The 19,348-nt window shown below is 44.9% G+C and carries 9 protein-coding genes; 1 reads left to right on the top strand and 8 read right to left on the bottom strand.

What is annotated here, in order from left to right; genetic code table 11:
- Positions 1 to 12 precede the first annotated feature (12 nt).
- On the bottom strand, positions 13 to 2,262 hold the full coding sequence (locus MKX41_RS08910; RefSeq protein WP_340969711.1) for an FAD-dependent oxidoreductase: 2,250 nt from the start codon (positions 2,260 to 2,262) through the stop codon (positions 13 to 15).
- Between the two features lie 127 nt (positions 2,263 to 2,389).
- On the opposite strand from MKX41_RS08910, the gene MKX41_RS08905 reads away from it, so the two are divergent.
- A complete protein-coding gene (locus tag MKX41_RS08905; RefSeq protein WP_076283679.1) occupies positions 2,390 to 3,181 on the top strand; it encodes a helix-turn-helix domain-containing protein in 792 nt (263 codons plus the stop codon).
- A 541-nt stretch (positions 3,182 to 3,722) separates the two neighbouring features.
- On the opposite strand, the gene MKX41_RS08900 is transcribed toward MKX41_RS08905, so the two are convergent.
- The 7 genes from MKX41_RS08900 to MKX41_RS08870 form a co-directional block, all read right to left on the bottom strand.
- Positions 3,723 to 9,329, bottom strand: a complete 5,607-nt coding sequence (locus tag MKX41_RS08900) for a golvesin C-terminal-like domain-containing protein (RefSeq protein WP_340969709.1) — start codon at positions 9,327 to 9,329, stop codon at positions 3,723 to 3,725.
- A 297-nt stretch (positions 9,330 to 9,626) separates the two neighbouring features.
- Entirely contained in the window at positions 9,627 to 10,835 is a 1,209-nt protein-coding gene (locus tag MKX41_RS08895; protein WP_340969707.1) for a GDSL-type esterase/lipase family protein, read from the bottom strand.
- Positions 10,836 to 10,852: 17 nt separating this feature from the next.
- The gene (locus MKX41_RS08890) at positions 10,853 to 13,069 is read right to left on the bottom strand and encodes an FAD-dependent oxidoreductase (protein ID WP_340969705.1); all 2,217 of its coding nucleotides are present in this window, start codon (positions 13,067 to 13,069) and stop codon (positions 10,853 to 10,855) included.
- A 99-nt stretch (positions 13,070 to 13,168) separates the two neighbouring features.
- Positions 13,169 to 14,794, bottom strand: coding sequence for a response regulator transcription factor (locus MKX41_RS08885; RefSeq protein ID WP_340969703.1), 1,626 nt, complete (start codon positions 14,792 to 14,794; stop codon positions 13,169 to 13,171).
- Complete coding sequence (locus tag MKX41_RS08880) at positions 14,791 to 16,530, bottom strand: sensor histidine kinase (RefSeq protein WP_340969701.1); 1,740 nt, start codon at positions 16,528 to 16,530, stop codon at positions 14,791 to 14,793. Before MKX41_RS08880 ends, MKX41_RS08885 begins: the two co-directional genes overlap by 4 nt.
- Before the next feature lie 291 nt (positions 16,531 to 16,821).
- A complete protein-coding gene (locus MKX41_RS08875; protein WP_340969699.1) occupies positions 16,822 to 18,408 on the bottom strand; it encodes an extracellular solute-binding protein in 1,587 nt (528 codons plus the stop codon).
- A gap of 66 nt (positions 18,409 to 18,474) precedes the next feature.
- A complete protein-coding gene (locus MKX41_RS08870; protein WP_313636918.1) occupies positions 18,475 to 19,344 on the bottom strand; it encodes a carbohydrate ABC transporter permease in 870 nt (289 codons plus the stop codon).
- Between the last annotated feature and the right edge of the window lie 4 nt (positions 19,345 to 19,348).

Here is a 19,348-nt window from a genome sequence, read left to right as displayed (position 1 = left end):
CTTTGTTGTCTGCTATTCGTATACGCGAATCTCGAAGATCTCGGCTCTCGGGCAACCGTTCGTCGCTTCTACCACAACGCGGAGACGATCAGAGGAAACCAGCTGATCTAATGAATGGACAACTCTTCGTTTACGGTTGTTTTTGCCTTCGGCAACGGTAATCCATTCGCCATCCACATCAACCTGCAAAAGGTAATCCTTGACCAGTTCAGGAATTGTTTCGAACGGTGTACGGTGATGATGAAGATTGATTAGATCCTCGTTCACATCGTCGTTAAATGTGATATGCACCGTGCTAATGTTAACTGGTGCTGGCCAATTGAGCTCCAGCCACTCCGGAGAGTCTTTCCGAAGCGAGTCTGACGACCACAGATGCGGCCCAGCAAACGGTCGGTGATATCCGTCGATTACCTTTTCCGCTGCGTATGCTTGCGTTGGCGAGAGGAGGCGGAAGCAGATCGGTTTGCGGTTAAATGGACGCATATTCCACTGCACGACCGGCTGACTTGGCTGTTGATCCCCGAGATTAGGGGAAACAATGGGGCGCTGCCCTTTCGCAAACGCAAGTACACCAAATTGTTGCTCATTAGACAGATGTAAGGCAAGCCGTTCGTTGGCTTTGACCACGAGGAATGCGTTTTGTGGGGTGGCCGGCTTCCAATGGAGGTTCACGCTCACATATTGTCCTGTGCCTTTTGCTACCGGAGTCAATGTCGCCAGTTGTTTCGTATGCGGGACATAGTTTTCACCGCGACCGGTGTCCCATAGCTCCAGTTCCAATGTCGTGTTCTCTGCCGCATCGACGAGTAGAGCGATTCCTTTCAGCTCCGGGTCGACCGGCAAAATCAGGCCGGTGTCGGAAGCAAGTGGATAGGTTTCGATCGGCTTCTCCACAACTAGTTGCGTCAATGTACTGGAAGCTTTTAATTTTGCGCTCCGTGCCAAATCGGTCACATCATCATTGCGTAGACCGATGATGGACGCACCTTGGTGAAGCAGTGTTTGCTGAAGTTCACGTAGATGAGTCTGGTATAGCTCACGTGGGACGACCCCTTTCTCAGCGCATAATGCAGCCCCAGTGCCGGCAGCCTCGCCGATGACGGCACATGTAGCCATGACACGGGTCGTTCCGAAAGCCACGTGCGATGCGCTGATGTTGCGGCCGGCCATGATCAAATTGTTCACGTTGACAGAATACAGGGAACGGAACGGAATATGATAGACTCCGTCTGCATGCAAATGCTTGGAGCCACTTTCAGTCGAATACATCCCTTGTGGCGGGTGCAAATCGATAGACCAACCACCGAAGGCCACACCGTCTTCAAACTCGCGCTGAGCAACGATATCGTTCTGGTTGAGCATATAATCACCAATGAAACGACGGTACTCCCGCTTGCCTGGAATCGAGCCCACCCACTCCAGCGTCATGTTGTCGGCATTGAAGTTGCCGGAATTTTTAATATAGTCCCATAAGCCATAGATCACCGCCCATAACTCGTCACGGATACGTTCGTTGTCGAGAACCGTATCCATTTCACCGCCCCACTCGATCCACCAATAAGCGCATCCATTATCGCCACTGCGGATGACGCGCGTCATCGGAATGGTCGTCTTCGTGATATCCTTCGCAAAACTTGGCGGTATAAACTTGACCTGATGGCCTACATCCTTCGTATAGAAGAACATTGTACTTCCCAGTGTAATGTCATCCGCAACGGGCGGTGCCCAATCCTCGTTGTACTCTTCCCTCGCTTCTCGGCCGATACGATGCTTGGCCCCGGCCAGAAATCCAACCAGTCCGTCGCCCGAGCAGTCTAGAAACATGCCACTTTCAAAACGAATACGCTGCTCTGACCCCATCATCCAACCGGTAACTGAACGGATGACCCTATTGTCTGTATCGCCGTCAGCTTCCACCTCATGAACATCGGTATTCAAAAACAAGCGGATATTGGGCTCTGCGCGAACCGTTTCAAGGAGAACCATATCCCAAATATAAGGATTCCCGTCGATATTGCAGTACTGGTTTTCAAGAAAAAGCTCACCCATTATGCCGGTTTCTCGCGCATACCGATTCGTTCCGTGAGCGGTAGCTCCGCACACCCATACACGTACCTCGCTGCTTGAATTTCCGCCTAGCACAGGACGATTCTGAATAAGTGATACGGACCTTCCCAAACGGGCTGCAGCAACAGCTGCACTTACTCCCGCCAAGCCGCCGCCGACGACTGTAATATCTGATATGATAACTTCCTGCCTCATGATTGAACATCTCCTTTTAAAGAACTATAATATCCATGATTTCATCGTATGTTATCAACTTTTCAATTTCCATACACCATGTTACGATAAGGCATATACTTTATTTCATAACATTGGTGGCGATAAAATGCGAAGTGACTTTGCGATCCGGCTAGTGACTCACTTTTATTGGGACAAGAAAGAGTCGTTTGCTCTCGACCGGGATATTTATTCCTATTGGACAATATTGGCTGTGGAAGAAGGCCGATTCACTTACCGCATTGAAGATCAAGAAGGCGAAGCAGGGTTCGGCAGCTTGGTGGTCTGTCCTCCAAACACCTGGTTTCATAGGAAGACACTTGAGCCTTTGACCTTTCACTTTATTCATTTCACATGGAACACGGAGCCTTCGCTTGAAGAGCAGCGCTCGTTGACTGGCAATCTGATGATCGCGGACATCGAACGCCTTTGCTCCGACTACCGCTACTTGCGACTAATTGCGTTGGAACAGGATAAGGCCGCAATAGAGCGAAAACAACACCTCGTAAGCGATATGTGGCGTTTGTACGAGCTGGAGAGGAACGTGCCGAAGGAAATAGGGTTAACAGTGGTGATTGCTGATGAGGAGATGCGGAAGGCGGCCCACTTCATCACCGCCAATATTTTCGGTCCGGTCGATATGAAGAGCTTAGCGCTCTCGCTACAGCTTACCCCGGTGCAGTTGACGAGACGTTTTCGTGCGGCTTACGGAATGACCCCCTCTGAATATATGACTCGGCTACGGCTGGACAGGGCTAGCAAATTGCTGCTAGAAACAGAGTTTAGTATCGACAAAATTGCGCAGCTGTGCGGATATGAGAACGGCTTCTATTTGAGTCGTATATTCCGAAACAAACGGGGGATGCCCCCTTCACAGTATCGTAGCCTGCCTCGCGTCTAGGCTTAGATCCGACGGATGAATTCTCTTGCACAAGCAATTTAGGGTATATGGGGAGAATGAATACAATGCAGTGGTAACATCAGTTAATATAAGAACGACAATCGGAGCATACTCTTGGCTCTTTTCGATTGAATAAAAAAACCGCGATTTACGCGGAAATTAATCGGTATATGTTGTTGTCGCTCGACACTCGGATCTTGTTAGGTTGTTTCTCTTTCAACTATCCTGCCCTTGGGACTTGATCCCGAGCGCCATAATGTTCACCTCTACTTCTCATGACCATAAATAAAACGGACCGCCTTCAGTAGACAACACTGGAGTTGGTCCGTTCTCCATCTAATATCCGACGCCTTCTCCCTCATCCGGGTGCAATCCTGCTTGTTTCAATTCCTTAGCTAGGATTTCTGAAGCACTACTACCTGTTCGTGTAAATATCACTCAGTTGAGAGCCTTGAAAGATTAGCATTTTGCATAGTTCAATACTAAATTCCAAGAAATAAAAAAGCCGAATGGATCGTTCTCATCCACTCAGCTCATAGGTTTATTTTACAATAATCTGTATAGTATCACTTTCCGTTGTTCCACTTCCATTCATAAACTCACAGCGATATTGATAGATGCCAGGCGATTTCCCTGAAATTTGTGTAGTGGCCGATTGAGCACTTGGTGTTTGTGAAGATAAAGATTGCGTTTCAATAAGTTCGCCATTTTCATATAATCGATACTGTGTTGCGTTCGTGCCCCACCACATATTAGCAGCAATGTTATAGTCCCCATCTTGATCCCAGTTGTCACTAGACAAAACAGGTTTGCCGGGCTTCGCATCAGTCACGGTGACGGTGTGTGGATCACATGAAGTCGTTCCATACAAATTCGATAACTCACATGTATACACATAGGTTCCATTCGGCTTTCCTTGAATAGGAATAATGGAAGTCTGGGCAGCTGGCGAAACATCGGCGAGTGACTTCGTTTGGATCAATTGGTCATTCTCGTACAACTTATACAATGTGCCATTGTTTCCCCACCACATATTCATCGTAACCTCATAATTGCCATCACGTAAGCCTGTCGCAACACCGCTATTATTCGATAGTGTCGGTTTATCTGGCACCCCATTTGCAAGCAACGGCAGACTACTGGAATGCCGTTCGAACTTGACTGCATCAGCCCTGGTATAAATCATATCGGCAGGTAGAGTTGGCGGATCTACCGTTGTCGGAGTAACCCTTGTTAAACGAACATACTCGCTGCCGTCTCCAGTAAAGTCGAACGTTCCTAGATTAACCCAACCCGACGAGCCAACGGTTGCATCGATATACGTGACCTCGGTAACCGACTGATGCTTCACTTCCACTTTGACATAATTATCGTTTGCCGTCGTATGGACGAGCTTGTAGATGGAGACCGTATATTTCCCCTCTGGAAACTGGCCTTTCCACGTCGCTGAAGATCCTTGAACGGTAGAGTAACGGGACTTAACCCCAATTTTGTATCCGGCTAAATTGCTTTGGCTCCAAGACCCTTCTGTCGTGTACAACCCAGTCGTATTCGTGCTGTCGACAATAACCGTTAGGTCCCTGATCGCAATTGTCAAAGGCGGTGTTGTTAAGGTCACCCCGTCAATCGTTACAGTGGCCCATACCTCAATGTGATCCGTTTCTCCGTCGAGACTTAGAAGGGTCAACAAACCGCTACTGTCCACTTTAGCCAGATCGGTTCGATCAACGAAATACTGCACATTTGCCTGTGATAGATCACCAATCAGACCGTTATCCAAATAGCCGGTTACGCTTAGTTGTGCGGTTTGAGTCATCTGCAGTTCGTTCCGATCCGACAGGATCACCGCAGACTCCAATTGCGGCATCTTGTTCGGGTCCACCCACATCATCGCATCGGCAACTACCCGTGACTTATTGGCCTTATTGGTTAATTCCACGTACCCACTATCGCCTGCTGCAAAAGGATAAGCACCCAGGTACACCCAAGTCCCATTGGCCGCTGTCTCATCTACTGTAACCGTCTCGGAGCCTCCGCTATAATAAACGGTAAATGAGGCATTCGTTGCCCAATTTTCACTGGCAGCGGTTATTTGCGGAAGCTTATAGTAGACACTGTAAGTAACACTTTCCGGCAGCTCAGGTCTCCATTTAATTCTGCTTGTCGCTGTGCCGGCAGTCGATTTGGCATACACATAGTTATCATAGTAATAGTCGTTAGCCGTTGTATCCCGTATCCAGACGCCTGCTGTCTCTGCCTCCGTATTATCCACAATGATAGTTGAACCCTCCTGCCAATCCGGTTGAACTGGAGTTTCGGTTACCTGATCAGGCAGATAGAGTGTCCGCTTGCGGGTCTGTTTCCCGTCCGATTCCACATAATAAGTGAAGGTTTGGGATAAATCGTTTACCCGTATCGACCATTCCATCGGATAGATCTTATCTGGAATGGTTGTATACGTAGCCCCGCCATCCAAGGAATAATGGATCGTCGCTGGTTTCGTCGTTTTTGCCTGCACATAAGCATCGTAGGCCGTTTCGTCGGGCTTGACGATCAGCATGCCTTTAACCGCATCTATTGGACTGTGGATATCAAAGAAATAGCTTGCATCCGATGTTTCAGCAGTTCTGACCTGGTGCAGCGGCACTTCAATGTTGAGTCCTTCCACAATGATAGCGGTTATTCCCTTGCTTGAAACCGTGGCTTGAATGATTCCGCCACTCATAACCGCTTGCTCTGGTGTGCCATTGTCGCGGATGATGGTTACGGTATAATCTTGTGCCGGGTTGAACCCAATGATTTGCGCATTCAATTCGATCGGAGTCTGAACTTCAGCTGCCGATTCGTTGCTTAACCCGATGTAGAATTTATTCCCGCTCTCTCCCGTTATCCAATTCAATTGAGAATGGTTGGTCTGAATTATCCCCTTAGGCATCCAGAGCCAAACGTTGGAATTACCGTAAAAATGACCTGGTTTATTTCCATAGAGGTGATATTTGAACCATAAAAAATTAGTTTCAAATACAGAAGGAAATGTAATACTTCCATTCGATTTCAACGATTGTTCGCTGATCAAATAATCCATCGTTTGCCCGAGCTGTCCCGGTATATGGTGATAATAGATGGATGTAGCCCCGCTTGGGCCTTCCAGAGGAAACTCCGGTTCAAGTTGACTAACGGCGAAGCCCTTATAGTAATAACCTGGATAGCTGGAATATCGTCCGATGACTGCATTATGAGCAATATCCTGCAGCAATTTATCGCCTGTATAGAGCGACAATCTCAGCATGAATGGAGCTTCCTGAGCATTCATCCGATAATAACCAGTTGTACTTCCCGCTTCAAACGTCAATCCATTGGGAGAGACAAGCAAACTATCCGCTTGTACGCCTCCGGCTACATCTTCTGGGAGCTTGATCCGAGGATATTGATATTTACCACTTTCCGGCCAATGGAACGACTCCGCGTAATTATACGTCTCAGGCTGCGGAATCGTAACGGCTCCTTCTGGAACCGGACGAGCAACGAACATCGTTGCATACCGTTTGGCTTCTTTATAAGCAGCATTCAAGTATTTGGGATCCTGAGTTTCCTCGTAAAGCTCCAAGATCTCCATCCACAGCTTGCTATAATAATAAATGAACTCATTTTTACTCACATTTACGGATGCAGGCGTATCAATATGCTGCATGATATAGCTGTCGGCTGCAGCCTTGGCAGCCTGTAAATACTGCGCATCTCCCGTCATACGATACATCATCAGGGGCTGAATGACAGGACCCCGGTCTTTCTGGTCAGGATCACGCACGAGGTACTCTTCCTGTGCCAGCGCTCCAATTCCTGCCGTAGTCCCCATCATCTGATTGACAGCGGCTACGCTAGAAAAATCAAATGGCAAGGTTGCCATTTTCCATAACGACGGCACACCGTATACTGGCTTCTGCGTCGGAGACCAGCCTATACCATTTCGCGATAAGCCATACTGGACGGACGGCAATGCTCTCGTATCGTAAAGCTGGTCATCCCCAGTCAAATAGTAAGCCCCCAAAAGAACCGCATTCGAGCTTGTTCGAACACTATCCTCGTTTTCGATGTCAATAAAGCCCTTGGCACGGCTCCACCATCCGCTGGGTGACGGGACATAATCAACAGAGTCATCCCCTTGCGGCTCTATCTTAAGTAAATCGATCATATTGAACATCGCGTCAGTAAGCGACTGATCTGATACATTTTCCCGGTATGCAGAATAACCATACTCATTGCGAAGAATATCCGCGTAGGACTCATACAAATTGATTTTTTGAGCGATTAGTCCCATATGAAATTGATAAGTGCTTTCTGCGGCCATTTGCGAATAAGTCCCTAATTGAGGAGCATACAAGATTGGCTGCACGCTGCCTTCGTTGTTGACAAGACTCATGCCAAGCCTTTGTTTCGTAACACCTCCCGTCGGTTCAAATTCAACCGGAAGCTCATCCGAAGGTACAAATACCCCATACGTCAATGGATTGCCCGAACCGTCATTCTTTTCAACCAGACTCATTGGAGCGCTTAGCTCCCTTAAGCTTGTTGATTCCACCGAACCTACCATTTTGGCGTGTGACCTGAAACCATTTAATACTTCATTGATGCCAGAGATTTGCTCAGTTGTGAAAGACTGATAGCCGATCACATAATTACCATCCCGGCGGGGTGTAAAGTCGAAGGAAACATCAGGTTTGTCCCCTGACATGGACCAGTTCACTTGTAAATCATAATCGCTCCCATGTGAAGAATCGGTTAATATCGCCGTGTGGCTGTCAGGGAAATTAATCTCGTCGAATGTAATCCAGCGTTTGTTCATCGTGTCGTAGTAATTGGTTAGACTCCCCGCATTCCCATCCAATAAGACCCATTGCTCTTCAAGTCTTTCCGCCACATTATTGACAGGCACCCAGTTCCCCGTATCCGTGTCCTTGTAGAACATATCCCGAACGATGGATTTGCCACCATCCCAAGCTGCCTCATAGAAGGTTACTTTGTAGCTGGCATTCTCGATGCTGCCTTTTTCCGTGTAACTGAGATTCGCCAATGTACGGCTGCGCAGCGGAGGCAACGGCGGAGCTTGCTGCCGGATATTCCCTTCAAACTTGACCGCATCGGCCCGCGTAATGATCTTTCCGGTCGTAGGTTGCGTTCGAGTCAGTCTGACAAATTCGCTATCATCACCACTGAAATAATAGGACCCCAAATCAACCCATCCGGCCGATGGGCCTGACGAGGGCCTCAGATCCATAAACATGACATCCGTAATCCCATTGTGAACTATTTCAATTTTAACATTACTGTCTGCTTTATCCGCCCAATCAAGCTTGTTGAATGAAATTTTCGCCGTCCCTGCTTCCAATCGCGGATTCCATGTGATGCTTCTTCCTACTGCATCGGTAAATTTGGAACTGGAATTATTATATCCCTTCACTCCCGTACTTGTAGTCCAATAAGGAGCGGAGAACCCGTTATTTGCGTTATCTACATCAGTGGTGACGACATCATCAATCGTGATGCTTCCATCATCAATGATGATCGTCTTATGCGGCTCTTTTTGCTGAATATTCCCTTCAAACTTGACCGCATCTGCACGAGTAATTATCGTGCTGGTTGTGCTGGTAGACCGAGTTAATCTAACGAATTCTTTACCAACTCCGGAAAAATAGTACTCTCCCAAATCAACCCATCCCGCAGGAGCACCAAATGAAGGCCGCAAATCCATATAGAGAACATCGGTCGTTCCATTGTGGACGATTTCAATTTTTACATTGCTATCTGCTTTATCTTCCCAATTAAGTTTGTATAACGAAATTTTCGCCGTTCCCGCTTCCAATCGTGGATTCCAGGATATCGCTCTGCCTGCTGTACTCGTATATTTAGAACTGGAGTTATCATATCCCTTCACCCCTGTACTTGTGGTCCAATTCGGAGCTGAATATCCGTTGTTCTCGTTACCCACATCAGGTGTCACAACATCATTGATCGTGATGCTCCCGTCATCGATGATAATCGTCTTATACGGTAAGGGCTCCGCGTATGCGGTCCTTATTCCGACTAGGCTGAAAGGAACTAATATCGTCACGATGAAAACGATTAAGAAAAACAGCTTCCTTTTTATCATACAACTCACAGCCTCCCTTGTGTTGATAACGCTTTCAAAATAATGTTGCCCTCCTTTGTTCGAAGATCGTATAGAAGCAATTAGCCTTATCCCTCTGACTACGCCCGCTCTGTCGGTTTTATCATAGCATGTTACAGAACTGTGAAATTTCTTTAATTTTAAGAATTTCTTATAAGATTTTAAGCAAGAAGAAACGACTTTGTCGTCCTTTAAAAAAGAGACCTACATCATAACTGCCCGCTCAACTGCAGTCAGTTATGATGTAGGTCTACCAATTGTACAAAGCCTAATGATTAATTATAATGGCGGCTGCACTAATAACAACTTCCCAAGCTGAATCACCGTTTGATCATACCAATCTGGATGCTGCCGAACATGCTCTCTACTTCGTTCATTGCCGCATGCTTCAAACACGGCCGCTTTGTCTGTCTTCTCGGTATCGATTTCAAAGCGAACCGTATGTTTTCCATTCGGGAGCTCCGGCAAGAATACATACTGATTTCGATTATGATCGTTGTATAGTGTGAATCGATCGATAATAAAGGGTTCCCCGCCATCCACCGACACCTTCAATCTGCCAGAATCAGGCCCCCCGATATCGAATAACCCGATATGGGTGCCCTCGAACTGCACCGTGATAGCCTCTCCAGGATCGACTGCTCGCCATAGGCCGGGGAACAACCAATTGTACTCGCGCACTAAAGCAGAATCATCGGGCGTCATGTAAGACCATCCTGCGGAAAAAGTAGTAAGACTATCCAGTGACAGCATGGTCGCATACTCCCAAGGATTAGCCGGAACCAACGGATTCTGAGGTAAGTGATGTACTAACCTTCCCTGTTGACCTCTGAGTTCGATAATTGCCTCAAATGACCGGGTGATCGTATCCGTGTAAATCTGGTGTCCTTCGGGAATAGTCGGATGGATCGAATCATGCGTAAAAACAACGGCTCCAGAAATGGACACGTCTTCCCTTGAGGTAAAAACGAGTTTTCCCTCCGAAACCAAGTGACTGACCGCTACGCCCAGATGAATCGAAGGAATACCATAATAGTCGGCCACTTCCTCTTGCATTAGAGCCCCCTTCTGGTATTCCCCAGACTGAAATAAGGCCACATCCCGCTCCTTCAGCGTATAAACGAACAGGATATCGGTAAACCGGCTCCGCTTGCGGATCTGACGGACAATCCCTTCCATCCGCGCCTTGGATTCGGGATCTCCGCCATCGTTACCGACAAATTCAACAAATACTAGATCTGGCCGATGACGCAGTACATCTGTCTCCAAACGGGCACAACCCAAATCCGATCCTGTCCCATTAATGCCTGCATTCACAGTGCGGATATCCGCCTTAGGATATTTCTCACGAAGCCAATCCGCCGTCATGACCCTGTAGCCTTCAGAACGGGTATTACTGCCGCCGAAATAGACGATTGTTACGGTATCCCCATTTTCCAATTTCTGAATTATATTGGGGAGCCCATTACGTGGGAATAATTCCTTCATCGTTACTTCACCTGACCTCATTTATCAATTTTAGGAGCAAACAATTTTACTGCAAACACTTCAAAATAAGGCGAACCATACGTTGCGCAGAAATTAATCCGGATTCGGGTTACATGTTTCGCATCCACCTTATGTTTATTCAACGTGAGATAATTCCCACGAGTTATGATTGTCCTCTCGGTTCCGTCTTCTAAGGTCAAGGTCATATCATAATCTTGGATAAGGGACTCGATCGGGTCGTTGAAATGCTCCAAATCCAACTGTGAATTGAAAACAAGATGGATTTCGTCTACATTTTTGGGGCTTGCAAAACAGAATTCCAACCATTCCTGTTCTTCCGTACGTTCAGAAATCCAGCCGTTCGGTAGACCATAAGGTCTGGAGAAGCCGTTGACGACATTCTCGGGATTATACATACTCTGGGACGGTAACAGATCCTTGAAGCAAATGCTCTTATTGAATTTCTTCAGCCTGGACGGCTCTTCCGGCCTATAATGGAAGCTGACCGCTCCTGTTATTTTTTCTTCATTGCCGTAGACGGCAAGGCTCGCCGTACCTTCCAATACGATGTAGATTTTGTCGTCAGCCGGTTTCTTGCAGCCCAAATTTAGCGTAATCCAGTCGTCATGACCGGCTGCAATATCCAAGCGGTAATCTTTCAACTCGCTGGTGGGAATGTAGTTTTCCTTCCGTTCCCCGGCAAACAGCTTTACATGCAAAGTTTCCGAATGCTCGGACCTATTTTTAATTTTGATCCGTACACTTTCAGCCACGGATGTCTGAATCGGCAAGACCAAACATAACCCTTTCTCCAAGGGAATCTCTTCAGTTGGATGAAGATTATCATAGCTGCGCTGAGACGAGGCACGAATAGTTAATCCGTCAGCGAAGTAAAGATTCAATTCCTCTTGAAGCCCTACAATCGTTTGGCCATCTCGAAGCAGCAGCGCCTGCAGCTCCTCCATATGAGATTCGACTATGGCCGCAGGGTCTATCTCATATTTCAAGCATAACGAAGCTGCCGTTCCAACCGCCTGCCCCATACAACCGCAGGTTGCCATTACCCTAGTAGATCCGAAAGCCACATGGGTAGCACTTATATTGCGACCAGCAAACATGAGATTAGGAATATTTCGTGAATATAAACTGCGGAAAGGGATATTGTACAATCCTGGCACGAAATTCCATGCTGTAGCTGGCCCCTCATCGTAGATGCCCTTATTCGCATGTAAATCCATATACCATCCACCGACGGATACAGCATCTTCAAAATGCGGCTTTGCTGTAAGATCGTTCTGAGACAACATGTGGTCCCCTATGAACCGCCTCGACTCCCGCTTTCCAGGAATCGGGCATACATAATCCAAGATGAGATTGTCTACATCATCAAATTCGCCGCTATTTTTGATATAATCCCAAATCCCGTACACCAATTTCCGCAGTTCCAATGCGATGTCTTCATTATTCTTGATAATATCCATATGTCCACCGTATTCCAGCCACCACAATCCGCCAAGCCCATTGATTTTTCTTGGTAAAGCCCGATGGTTTAAGCCTTTTCTGATACTATCGAAAAAAGCCAACTTCGTAATATCATACGCAAAGCCAGGCCTTTTGAATGGAACGGAATATTCTACGTCACGGGCTTGAAACAGGATCGTATCGCCCATGGTGTAATGGTCCGCCACTTCAGGAGCCAGTTCTTCCATGTATTCATGCTTCGCTTCTCTCCCCCAGCGGAAGAGAGCGCCAGCTTGATATCCGACAACTCCATCTCCGGAGCAATCGATGTAGGTTCGGCTTTCGAAACGAAATTTTCTTTCGGAAGCCAATTGAAGGCCCTCCACCCATTTAATTCTGCCGTTCTCCATGCCCGTTTCATGCACGCATGTATTCAGAAATAGAGAAATGTTAGGCTCAGCATAAACCATATCCAACAAGACCGTATCCGAAAGCGAAAGCATAAGCTTCTTGTTGTATAACGGATTATAGTGAAAAATCTTCAACTTGAGTTCTTCCACCAATCCGCCCTCGCGTGCATAATAGGATGGACTGTTTCCGAGATATGCTGACCCGTTGATATGAACCCGGACCTCGCTGCTCGCATTTCCTCCAAGAACCGGCCGATCATTAATAAGTGAAACCTGCAGCCCTTGGCGTGCGGCAGCAATGGCAGCGCATATCCCAGCAATACCTCCGCCTACGACGGTTACATCTGCTTTAATAAGCTCCATTTTGATAACCTCCATGATTAGATCCTTCTATCATGGTAAGCCTTTTGATGCTCTTTTTTTTACATGATTTCGCGAGAAATTTATACATTTTTTGCAACCTTATTTGGATTCATACCGTGTCATTTTTATCCGATATTGCTTAGGCGTATCACCCGTATATTCTTTAAATAGTTTACAAAAATAACCTTCATTCACAATTCCTACTTCCTCACACAATTCCAATAAAGAATAATCCTGAACATTTAACAGCTCGAGAGCTAAGTGAATTTTTTTGCGGTTGATGTAGCTGATAACGCCCTCGTTCATTGTTTTTTTGAATAAGCTGCTAAAATAAGATGGAGCTAAATTCACTTCCTCGGCAATCGCCTCAAGCGTTAATCTCTGTTTCAGGTTTTTCTCTATAAACCGCATAGCACTCATGATTTCTATACGATGTAAAAGTTGGCCAGCGTGTACATATTCGAATGTGAAGTCGCCAATATAGGCAAGCTGCTCCCGAAATGTCATGAATTTTATGGGAAACTCTGATGCATCCGTGGTCAACGAGTTCCCCGATTTAAATTTCGCAGTAATGTCTCTGTACAAGCCTTGAAGCATAGGTGCCATGATGGACTTATGAATTTTATAATCTGTCACAAATTGGTTTAAGGCAGAGAGTTCTTTCTCCAGCGCTTCCTTGGAAACTTTTCTTTGTATCCATGTGAGAAAATCAGCCAGTTTCAGCTGAAAGTCCTCCTTTTTGTCATTACGGTAATGGAACCGATGCATGGGTGTTTTGACTACTTTCTCTTCATGATAGTAGAAATCCTCACTCACGTTATTAGCTTCCATGTAAGCTTGTTTGATGGATTCCCAGCCTCGGTGCGGACCTCCAAAAGCTACGGATACCCTTTGATTCAAATATTGATGTAAATGGGAGACGATCTGACTGCCCAATGAATGGCAAGCATATTCCGTGTCCATATCGCTGCGATTATTTTCCCAGGAAAGAAAGCCAATAAAACGATTATCGGATAGATCCGCAGCTACACCTCTGCCACCGTTCACCACAGTTTCTTCGATTATATTCGTAATCGCATATTTCAAGATGTTTTGATCAGACGCTGAATAATCGTTTCGGAAACTTTCATACAAATTCATTTCAACAATGAAGCAGCAATAGTTGGCTTGAAAGAAATGGAATTGCATGCGATTGGCAAAATCCGATGCCCGATGAGAAGGAATTTCGCCTCTGATAAGCTCATTAAAAAATTGCTTTCGGACTCTATATTTATTTTCAAGCACGGATACGTTTAACGATTGAAATTCCGCTTCTTTTTTCTTAACCTCATTTAAAATCCCGGCTGCCTTATCTAAAGCGCGATCTAAATCCTTTTCCCTGAGCGGAACCTTAACAATGTACTCCAAGACGTTGGCTTGAATAGCTCTCTGGGCGTATTCAAAGGATGAATAAGCGGTCAAAAGAATGTATTGGGTATGGGGAAGCTTTGGTTTTAGCTGCTCAATCATGGAAATTCCATCCATTCGAGGCATAACGATATCAGATATCACGATATCCGGCTTAAGCTTTACGATCTCCTCTATCCCCTCTAGACCATTTTTTGCTTTTCCCACTAAATGAAATCGCTTATCCCTATGGGAGAGCTCGTTAAAAAACAATTCCAATCTCTGAATGATTAGATCTTCATCGTCAACAATGAAGCAGGTGTAGTCTCTCACCATCATGCATCTCCTTTAAACGAGCCTGCTGGGAATAAGGCTTGAACACGGGTTATTTCCTTAGGTATGCTTATGATTTGAAGCCCGAATTGTTCTCCGTAGTGAAGTTTTATTCGGTCATGAATATTATTTAACCCGATTCTTTTCCTTTTCAATTCCACATCACTCGGTTCTGAAATCAAAATATGCTTTATTTTATCAGTTGGAATTCCCTCGCCTAGATCAACTACTTCTATGATGACGATGCCGCCCTTCCTGTACGCATGAATAGTAATAGGGCCTTCGATCCCCCCTCCGTTATAACCATGGAAGATACTATTCTCCACAAGGGGCTGCAGCAGCATTCGAAAAACTGGGAAATCTATTAAATCTGCTTCGATATTTTCAATCAAGTGGAAGTTCCTGTTATAGCGGATGTTCTGGATCGCGATATAGTCCGATACATTTTGCAATTCCTGACGTAGTGAAACCTTCTCCGAAGCATCAGCTATCCCATATTCCAATATTGAAATGAGAGACTCGATCACCACATCTACTTTCTCTATTTGTCCGAGTCGTATGACATTGCTGATAGAACCAAGCGTGTTATACAGAAAATGAGGGTTTATTTGAGACTGAAGCACTTGGATTTCCAGCTTCCGCTCAAGTTCATTATGTAGCTCTGCTCCCCGTATCAGTTCCACAATTTGCTGAAGCATACGATCGAATGCGCGGGAGAGATCTCCAAACTCATCGTTTCGGTTAATCGATATTGTAGTTGTGAGGAGGCCTTGCTCCACCCGCTTCATTTTTGTTTTGAGCGCATAGAGAGGGGTCCTTATATATTTGGCAATAAAAAAGGAAATGAACAGACTTAAGAGAAGACCTGCAGCTAGAAGCCCGATATAATAGGTTTCCAATCTGGACAAAGCAGCTTTCAAGCGTGATTCATCGTTGATCGAGATGATGGTCCAGTTGAATTTCTCCGTCGGTTTTTTCAGAAGGGAGACTGGAATACCATCCTTGGTATGTAGTTGAAGGCTTGTTTCTGTAGTATCCAGAATTTGTTCCGCCGTCGTTTCACCGATTGAAAAAGTATGATCTTGAATATTCATGGGTCCTTTATTTTCCGAAAATCCGGCAATGATTTTTCCCGATGCGGTGATTAGAGCCAAATCCATTTGTTCTTTTTTATTAATCTTGAACAAGGTTTCTTCAATGGCATTTAGATCCAAATCTACAGCAATGGCCATAGGAAACGGAGCACTGTTCAGATATCGAACCATCGTAACTGTCCAGCCGGAATATTTAGATTTGTAAGGATCACTGACAAATGTAGTCCTTCTATTCTTGTCAGCCGCATCAAACAAAGGTTCTCTTTCAGCTAGAGGTTCATCGAATATTCGGGTAGGTGTACTCCCGCCTAGAATGGATAAATCGCTTTTGATCAAATAAATATTACTGACGTAATTACTATTGAGTTCATACAGCTCTCTTAATTGCTTTTTAATTACTTCTGTATTGTCAATGTTGGCTTTCACCGATGTTTCGACCGAGAACAGGATCGTCTGAAAGGAGGAAAAATTAACTGTGAAATACTGATCTACCTTGTCTAGTATTTGGTTGGTGTAATAAATGTCAGTTTTTCTTATTTCCTTTTGGACATAGTGGTAAGACAATTGACTTATCAAGATTATGCAGCTTAATACAAATGCAAATACGATAAAAAATAATTTTAAAGGCAAGCTGATTCTTCTTCGCATCTATCATCTTCCTTTTAAATCTGTATTAAACAAATAATAGCATATGATAAGAAGAAACGCCTTCGGCGTCCTTTTTAAGGACGATAAGCGTTTCTTCGAAAAATAGAAGGAGAAAGTATAAAGTAAAACTTATACTTTCTTATATTTCAATAAAGAGAGGGGCTATTTATAGCCTCTCTCTTTATTTAAAAGATAAGGAACATTTATATGCTTCGCGCATAAATGTTCCTTATCTTTCTCGCTGAAACGGTACCGTCCTTTAAAAGGACGGCGAAGCCGTTTCTACTTGATTTACTTAATTAAGCCCGCTTCTTTAAATTGCTTGATTACTGTGTCCTTATATTTCTGCATGTCAAACTTGGTATCCAACGTATTGAGGAAATTCTCCCAGTTAGAAAGAGGATCTTTGCCGGTCATAAATTTGACCAAACTTTCATTAATGAAACGTTGGCGGTCAGCTGCCAATGTATCGTTCGGGTCTTCAGTCAGTAAATTCCCGGGCAAAGTAGGCGCCACGTATTTCTGATTGTTCTCAAAAGCTTCTGCCGTCTTAGGATTCTGGAAGCTGAAGTACTCAGCATCATCACCACGACGCGGCATTCTATAATGGTCAACCCATAGGTACTTTTCTTTCATTTCCTTTGATAATTCGGAGGTTTTATTCTTGATCTTGCCGTCCACTAAATCCCAATGAATTCCTTTAATTCCGTATGCAAAATTCGGATATGCTTCTTTGTCCGTAAAGAGATAATTCAGCATGGACAAGATCCGAATGATTTTGTCCTTATCCGCTTTCTTGGATATGGCCCATGAATTGCCTTGGAACGATTTTCTCTCTACAATTTGATCACCATAAGGACCTATCATTGGAGGAATGACGATCCATTCCGGCACCTCTCCACTGATTTCTTTCATTTTCTGCTGATAATCCGGTTCCAGCCTGCGTGCATCTCTTATCATGAAGCCAACTTTACCCTTAAATAACTTTTGGTCCAACAAATCGGGAGTATTCATTGTCACCCAGTCTGGATCTACAACTTTGGCTTCCATCATTTTATTGATATAAGCGAGCGCCTCTTTCATTTTTGGGTCGGTATACAGGAACACCGGTTCATTGTCTTTCACATCAATGGCTGATGGAGGATTGACGCCAAACATCCACATCAAACTATCGAAGCCGTAGGTTTGCAGATTGCCTTCTTTATTCATGCCGCCTATGAATCCGTAAGTATCGTTTTTGCCATTACCGTCCGGGTCTTTCTCTGTAAAGGCTTTCATAACTTCGAATAACTCGTCAGGTGTCGTTGGCACTTCCATATTCAGCTTTTTCAGCCAATCATTGCGAATGAAGAAGCTTCGACTGATACCATTTACATTATCATAACCTGGAACCCCAATGGTTTTTCCTTGATAGGACATCGCCTCCCAGGAGTCGTTGCTAAAACGTTTCTGTAATTCAGGAAATTGATCCAGATACGGTGTCAAATCCGCAAGAACGCCTTGGTCATAATATTGCGCGAGATCAGCCCGGCTTTTCAAGAAAATCAAATCTGGAATATCTCCTCCAGCAATGAGCGTATTTAATTTAGTCGTTGCTTGACCTGATTGAGGAATCATCATTTCCAAGTCGATATTTACTGCTTTCTCCAACATTTGGCGTTGGATATCTTCTTCACGGGGAGGAATCGGAGCAGCAGCATTGAAAGTACCTTGGTTAAACATCGAAATTTTCAATTTGGTTTCAAAGGGACTAGACTGGCCTTGTGAATTACCCGTAGCTGACGATGTAACCTCTTTTTTGTCCCCACATCCTGACAATACCGTTCCCACACCGACCATTGCTGTCAGAATAGCAAATGTAATCGCTTTACGTTGCATAATGACCTCTCCTTTGCTTCTATATTATCACGGTTTCCCCGTAACAACTCAGGTTGGAATATCTTTTTAACCTTTAACCGATCCCAAGAGTACACCTTTGGTAAAATGCTTTTGCATAAATGGGTAAACGATCAAAATCGGAACTGTAGTCACGACAACTGCTGCCATTTGTATAGCGAACGTACTAACAGCTCCGGTATTGGCAAGCGAATCAGCACTTTGTGTTGCGACGTTAAGCAGGATGTTGCGCAAGATCACTTGAAGTGGCATTAAGTTGGAATCATTGATATAAACAATAGCATCGAAATAACTATTCCAATGCCCGACTGCGTAAAATAAGGAGATTGTGGAAAGGACGGGCAAGGACAAGGGTAAAATGATCCGCCATAACGACTGAAGCTCACTTGCACCGTCTACCCTCGCTGATTCCTCGATTTCAGCAGGCAATTGCTCGAAAAAGCCTTTAATGATCACCAGATTAAATGCACTAATGAGATTTGGAATAATCAATACCCACGGACTGTTTAGCAATCCCAGAGAGCGGACTAGTAAATAAGTCGGAATTAATCCTCCCCCAAACATCATGGTGAAGACAATGAATAGTAAAAATGGGCTTCGACCCGGCAAATATTTTTTGGATAACGGGTATGCCGCAATTACCGTAAAGAACACATTGAGAGCAGTTCCTACTATTGTTCGAAACAATGTAATTTTATACGCCTGCCCGATACCATGAGAAATGAATACTTCTTTATAGGCTAGAAAGGTAAAGGTTTCTGGTATAATAACAATTCCTCTTCTTAACACTTCCGATTCTGGCGTCACTGAAACAGCAACCACATATAGAAAGGGTAGTAAGCAAAGTAGAGCTAGCAAAATAAGAATAAAATAAACGACTGCTTGCCAGACTTTCTCTCCGATTGTCAAATTGATCATATTG

The organism is Paenibacillus sp. FSL R5-0475 (assembly GCF_038004585.1).
Lineage (GTDB): Bacteria > Bacillota > Bacilli > Paenibacillales > Paenibacillaceae > Paenibacillus_AQ.
This window is presented reverse-complemented; position numbering and strand designations above follow the sequence as displayed.

What these genes read in the sequence shown, in the direction of transcription:
- MKX41_RS08910 (WP_340969711.1), bottom strand. Translation starts at nt 2,262, where the DNA reads ATGAGGCAGGAAGTTATCATATCAGATATTACAGTCGTCGGCGGCGGC.
- MKX41_RS08905 (WP_076283679.1), top strand. Translation starts at nt 2,390, where the DNA reads ATGCGAAGTGACTTTGCGATCCGGCTAGTGACTCACTTTTATTGGGAC.
- MKX41_RS08900 (WP_340969709.1), bottom strand. Translation starts at nt 9,329, where the DNA reads ATGATAAAAAGGAAGCTGTTTTTCTTAATCGTTTTCATCGTGACGATA.
- MKX41_RS08895 (WP_340969707.1), bottom strand. Translation starts at nt 10,835, where the DNA reads ATGAAGGAATTATTCCCACGTAATGGGCTCCCCAATATAATTCAGAAA.
- MKX41_RS08890 (WP_340969705.1), bottom strand. Translation starts at nt 13,069, where the DNA reads ATGGAGCTTATTAAAGCAGATGTAACCGTCGTAGGCGGAGGTATTGCT.
- MKX41_RS08885 (WP_340969703.1), bottom strand. Translation starts at nt 14,794, where the DNA reads ATGATGGTGAGAGACTACACCTGCTTCATTGTTGACGATGAAGATCTA.
- MKX41_RS08880 (WP_340969701.1), bottom strand. Translation starts at nt 16,530, where the DNA reads ATGCGAAGAAGAATCAGCTTGCCTTTAAAATTATTTTTTATCGTATTT.
- MKX41_RS08875 (WP_340969699.1), bottom strand. Translation starts at nt 18,408, where the DNA reads ATGCAACGTAAAGCGATTACATTTGCTATTCTGACAGCAATGGTCGGT.
- MKX41_RS08870 (WP_313636918.1), bottom strand. Translation starts at nt 19,344, where the DNA reads ATGATCAATTTGACAATCGGAGAGAAAGTCTGGCAAGCAGTCGTTTAT.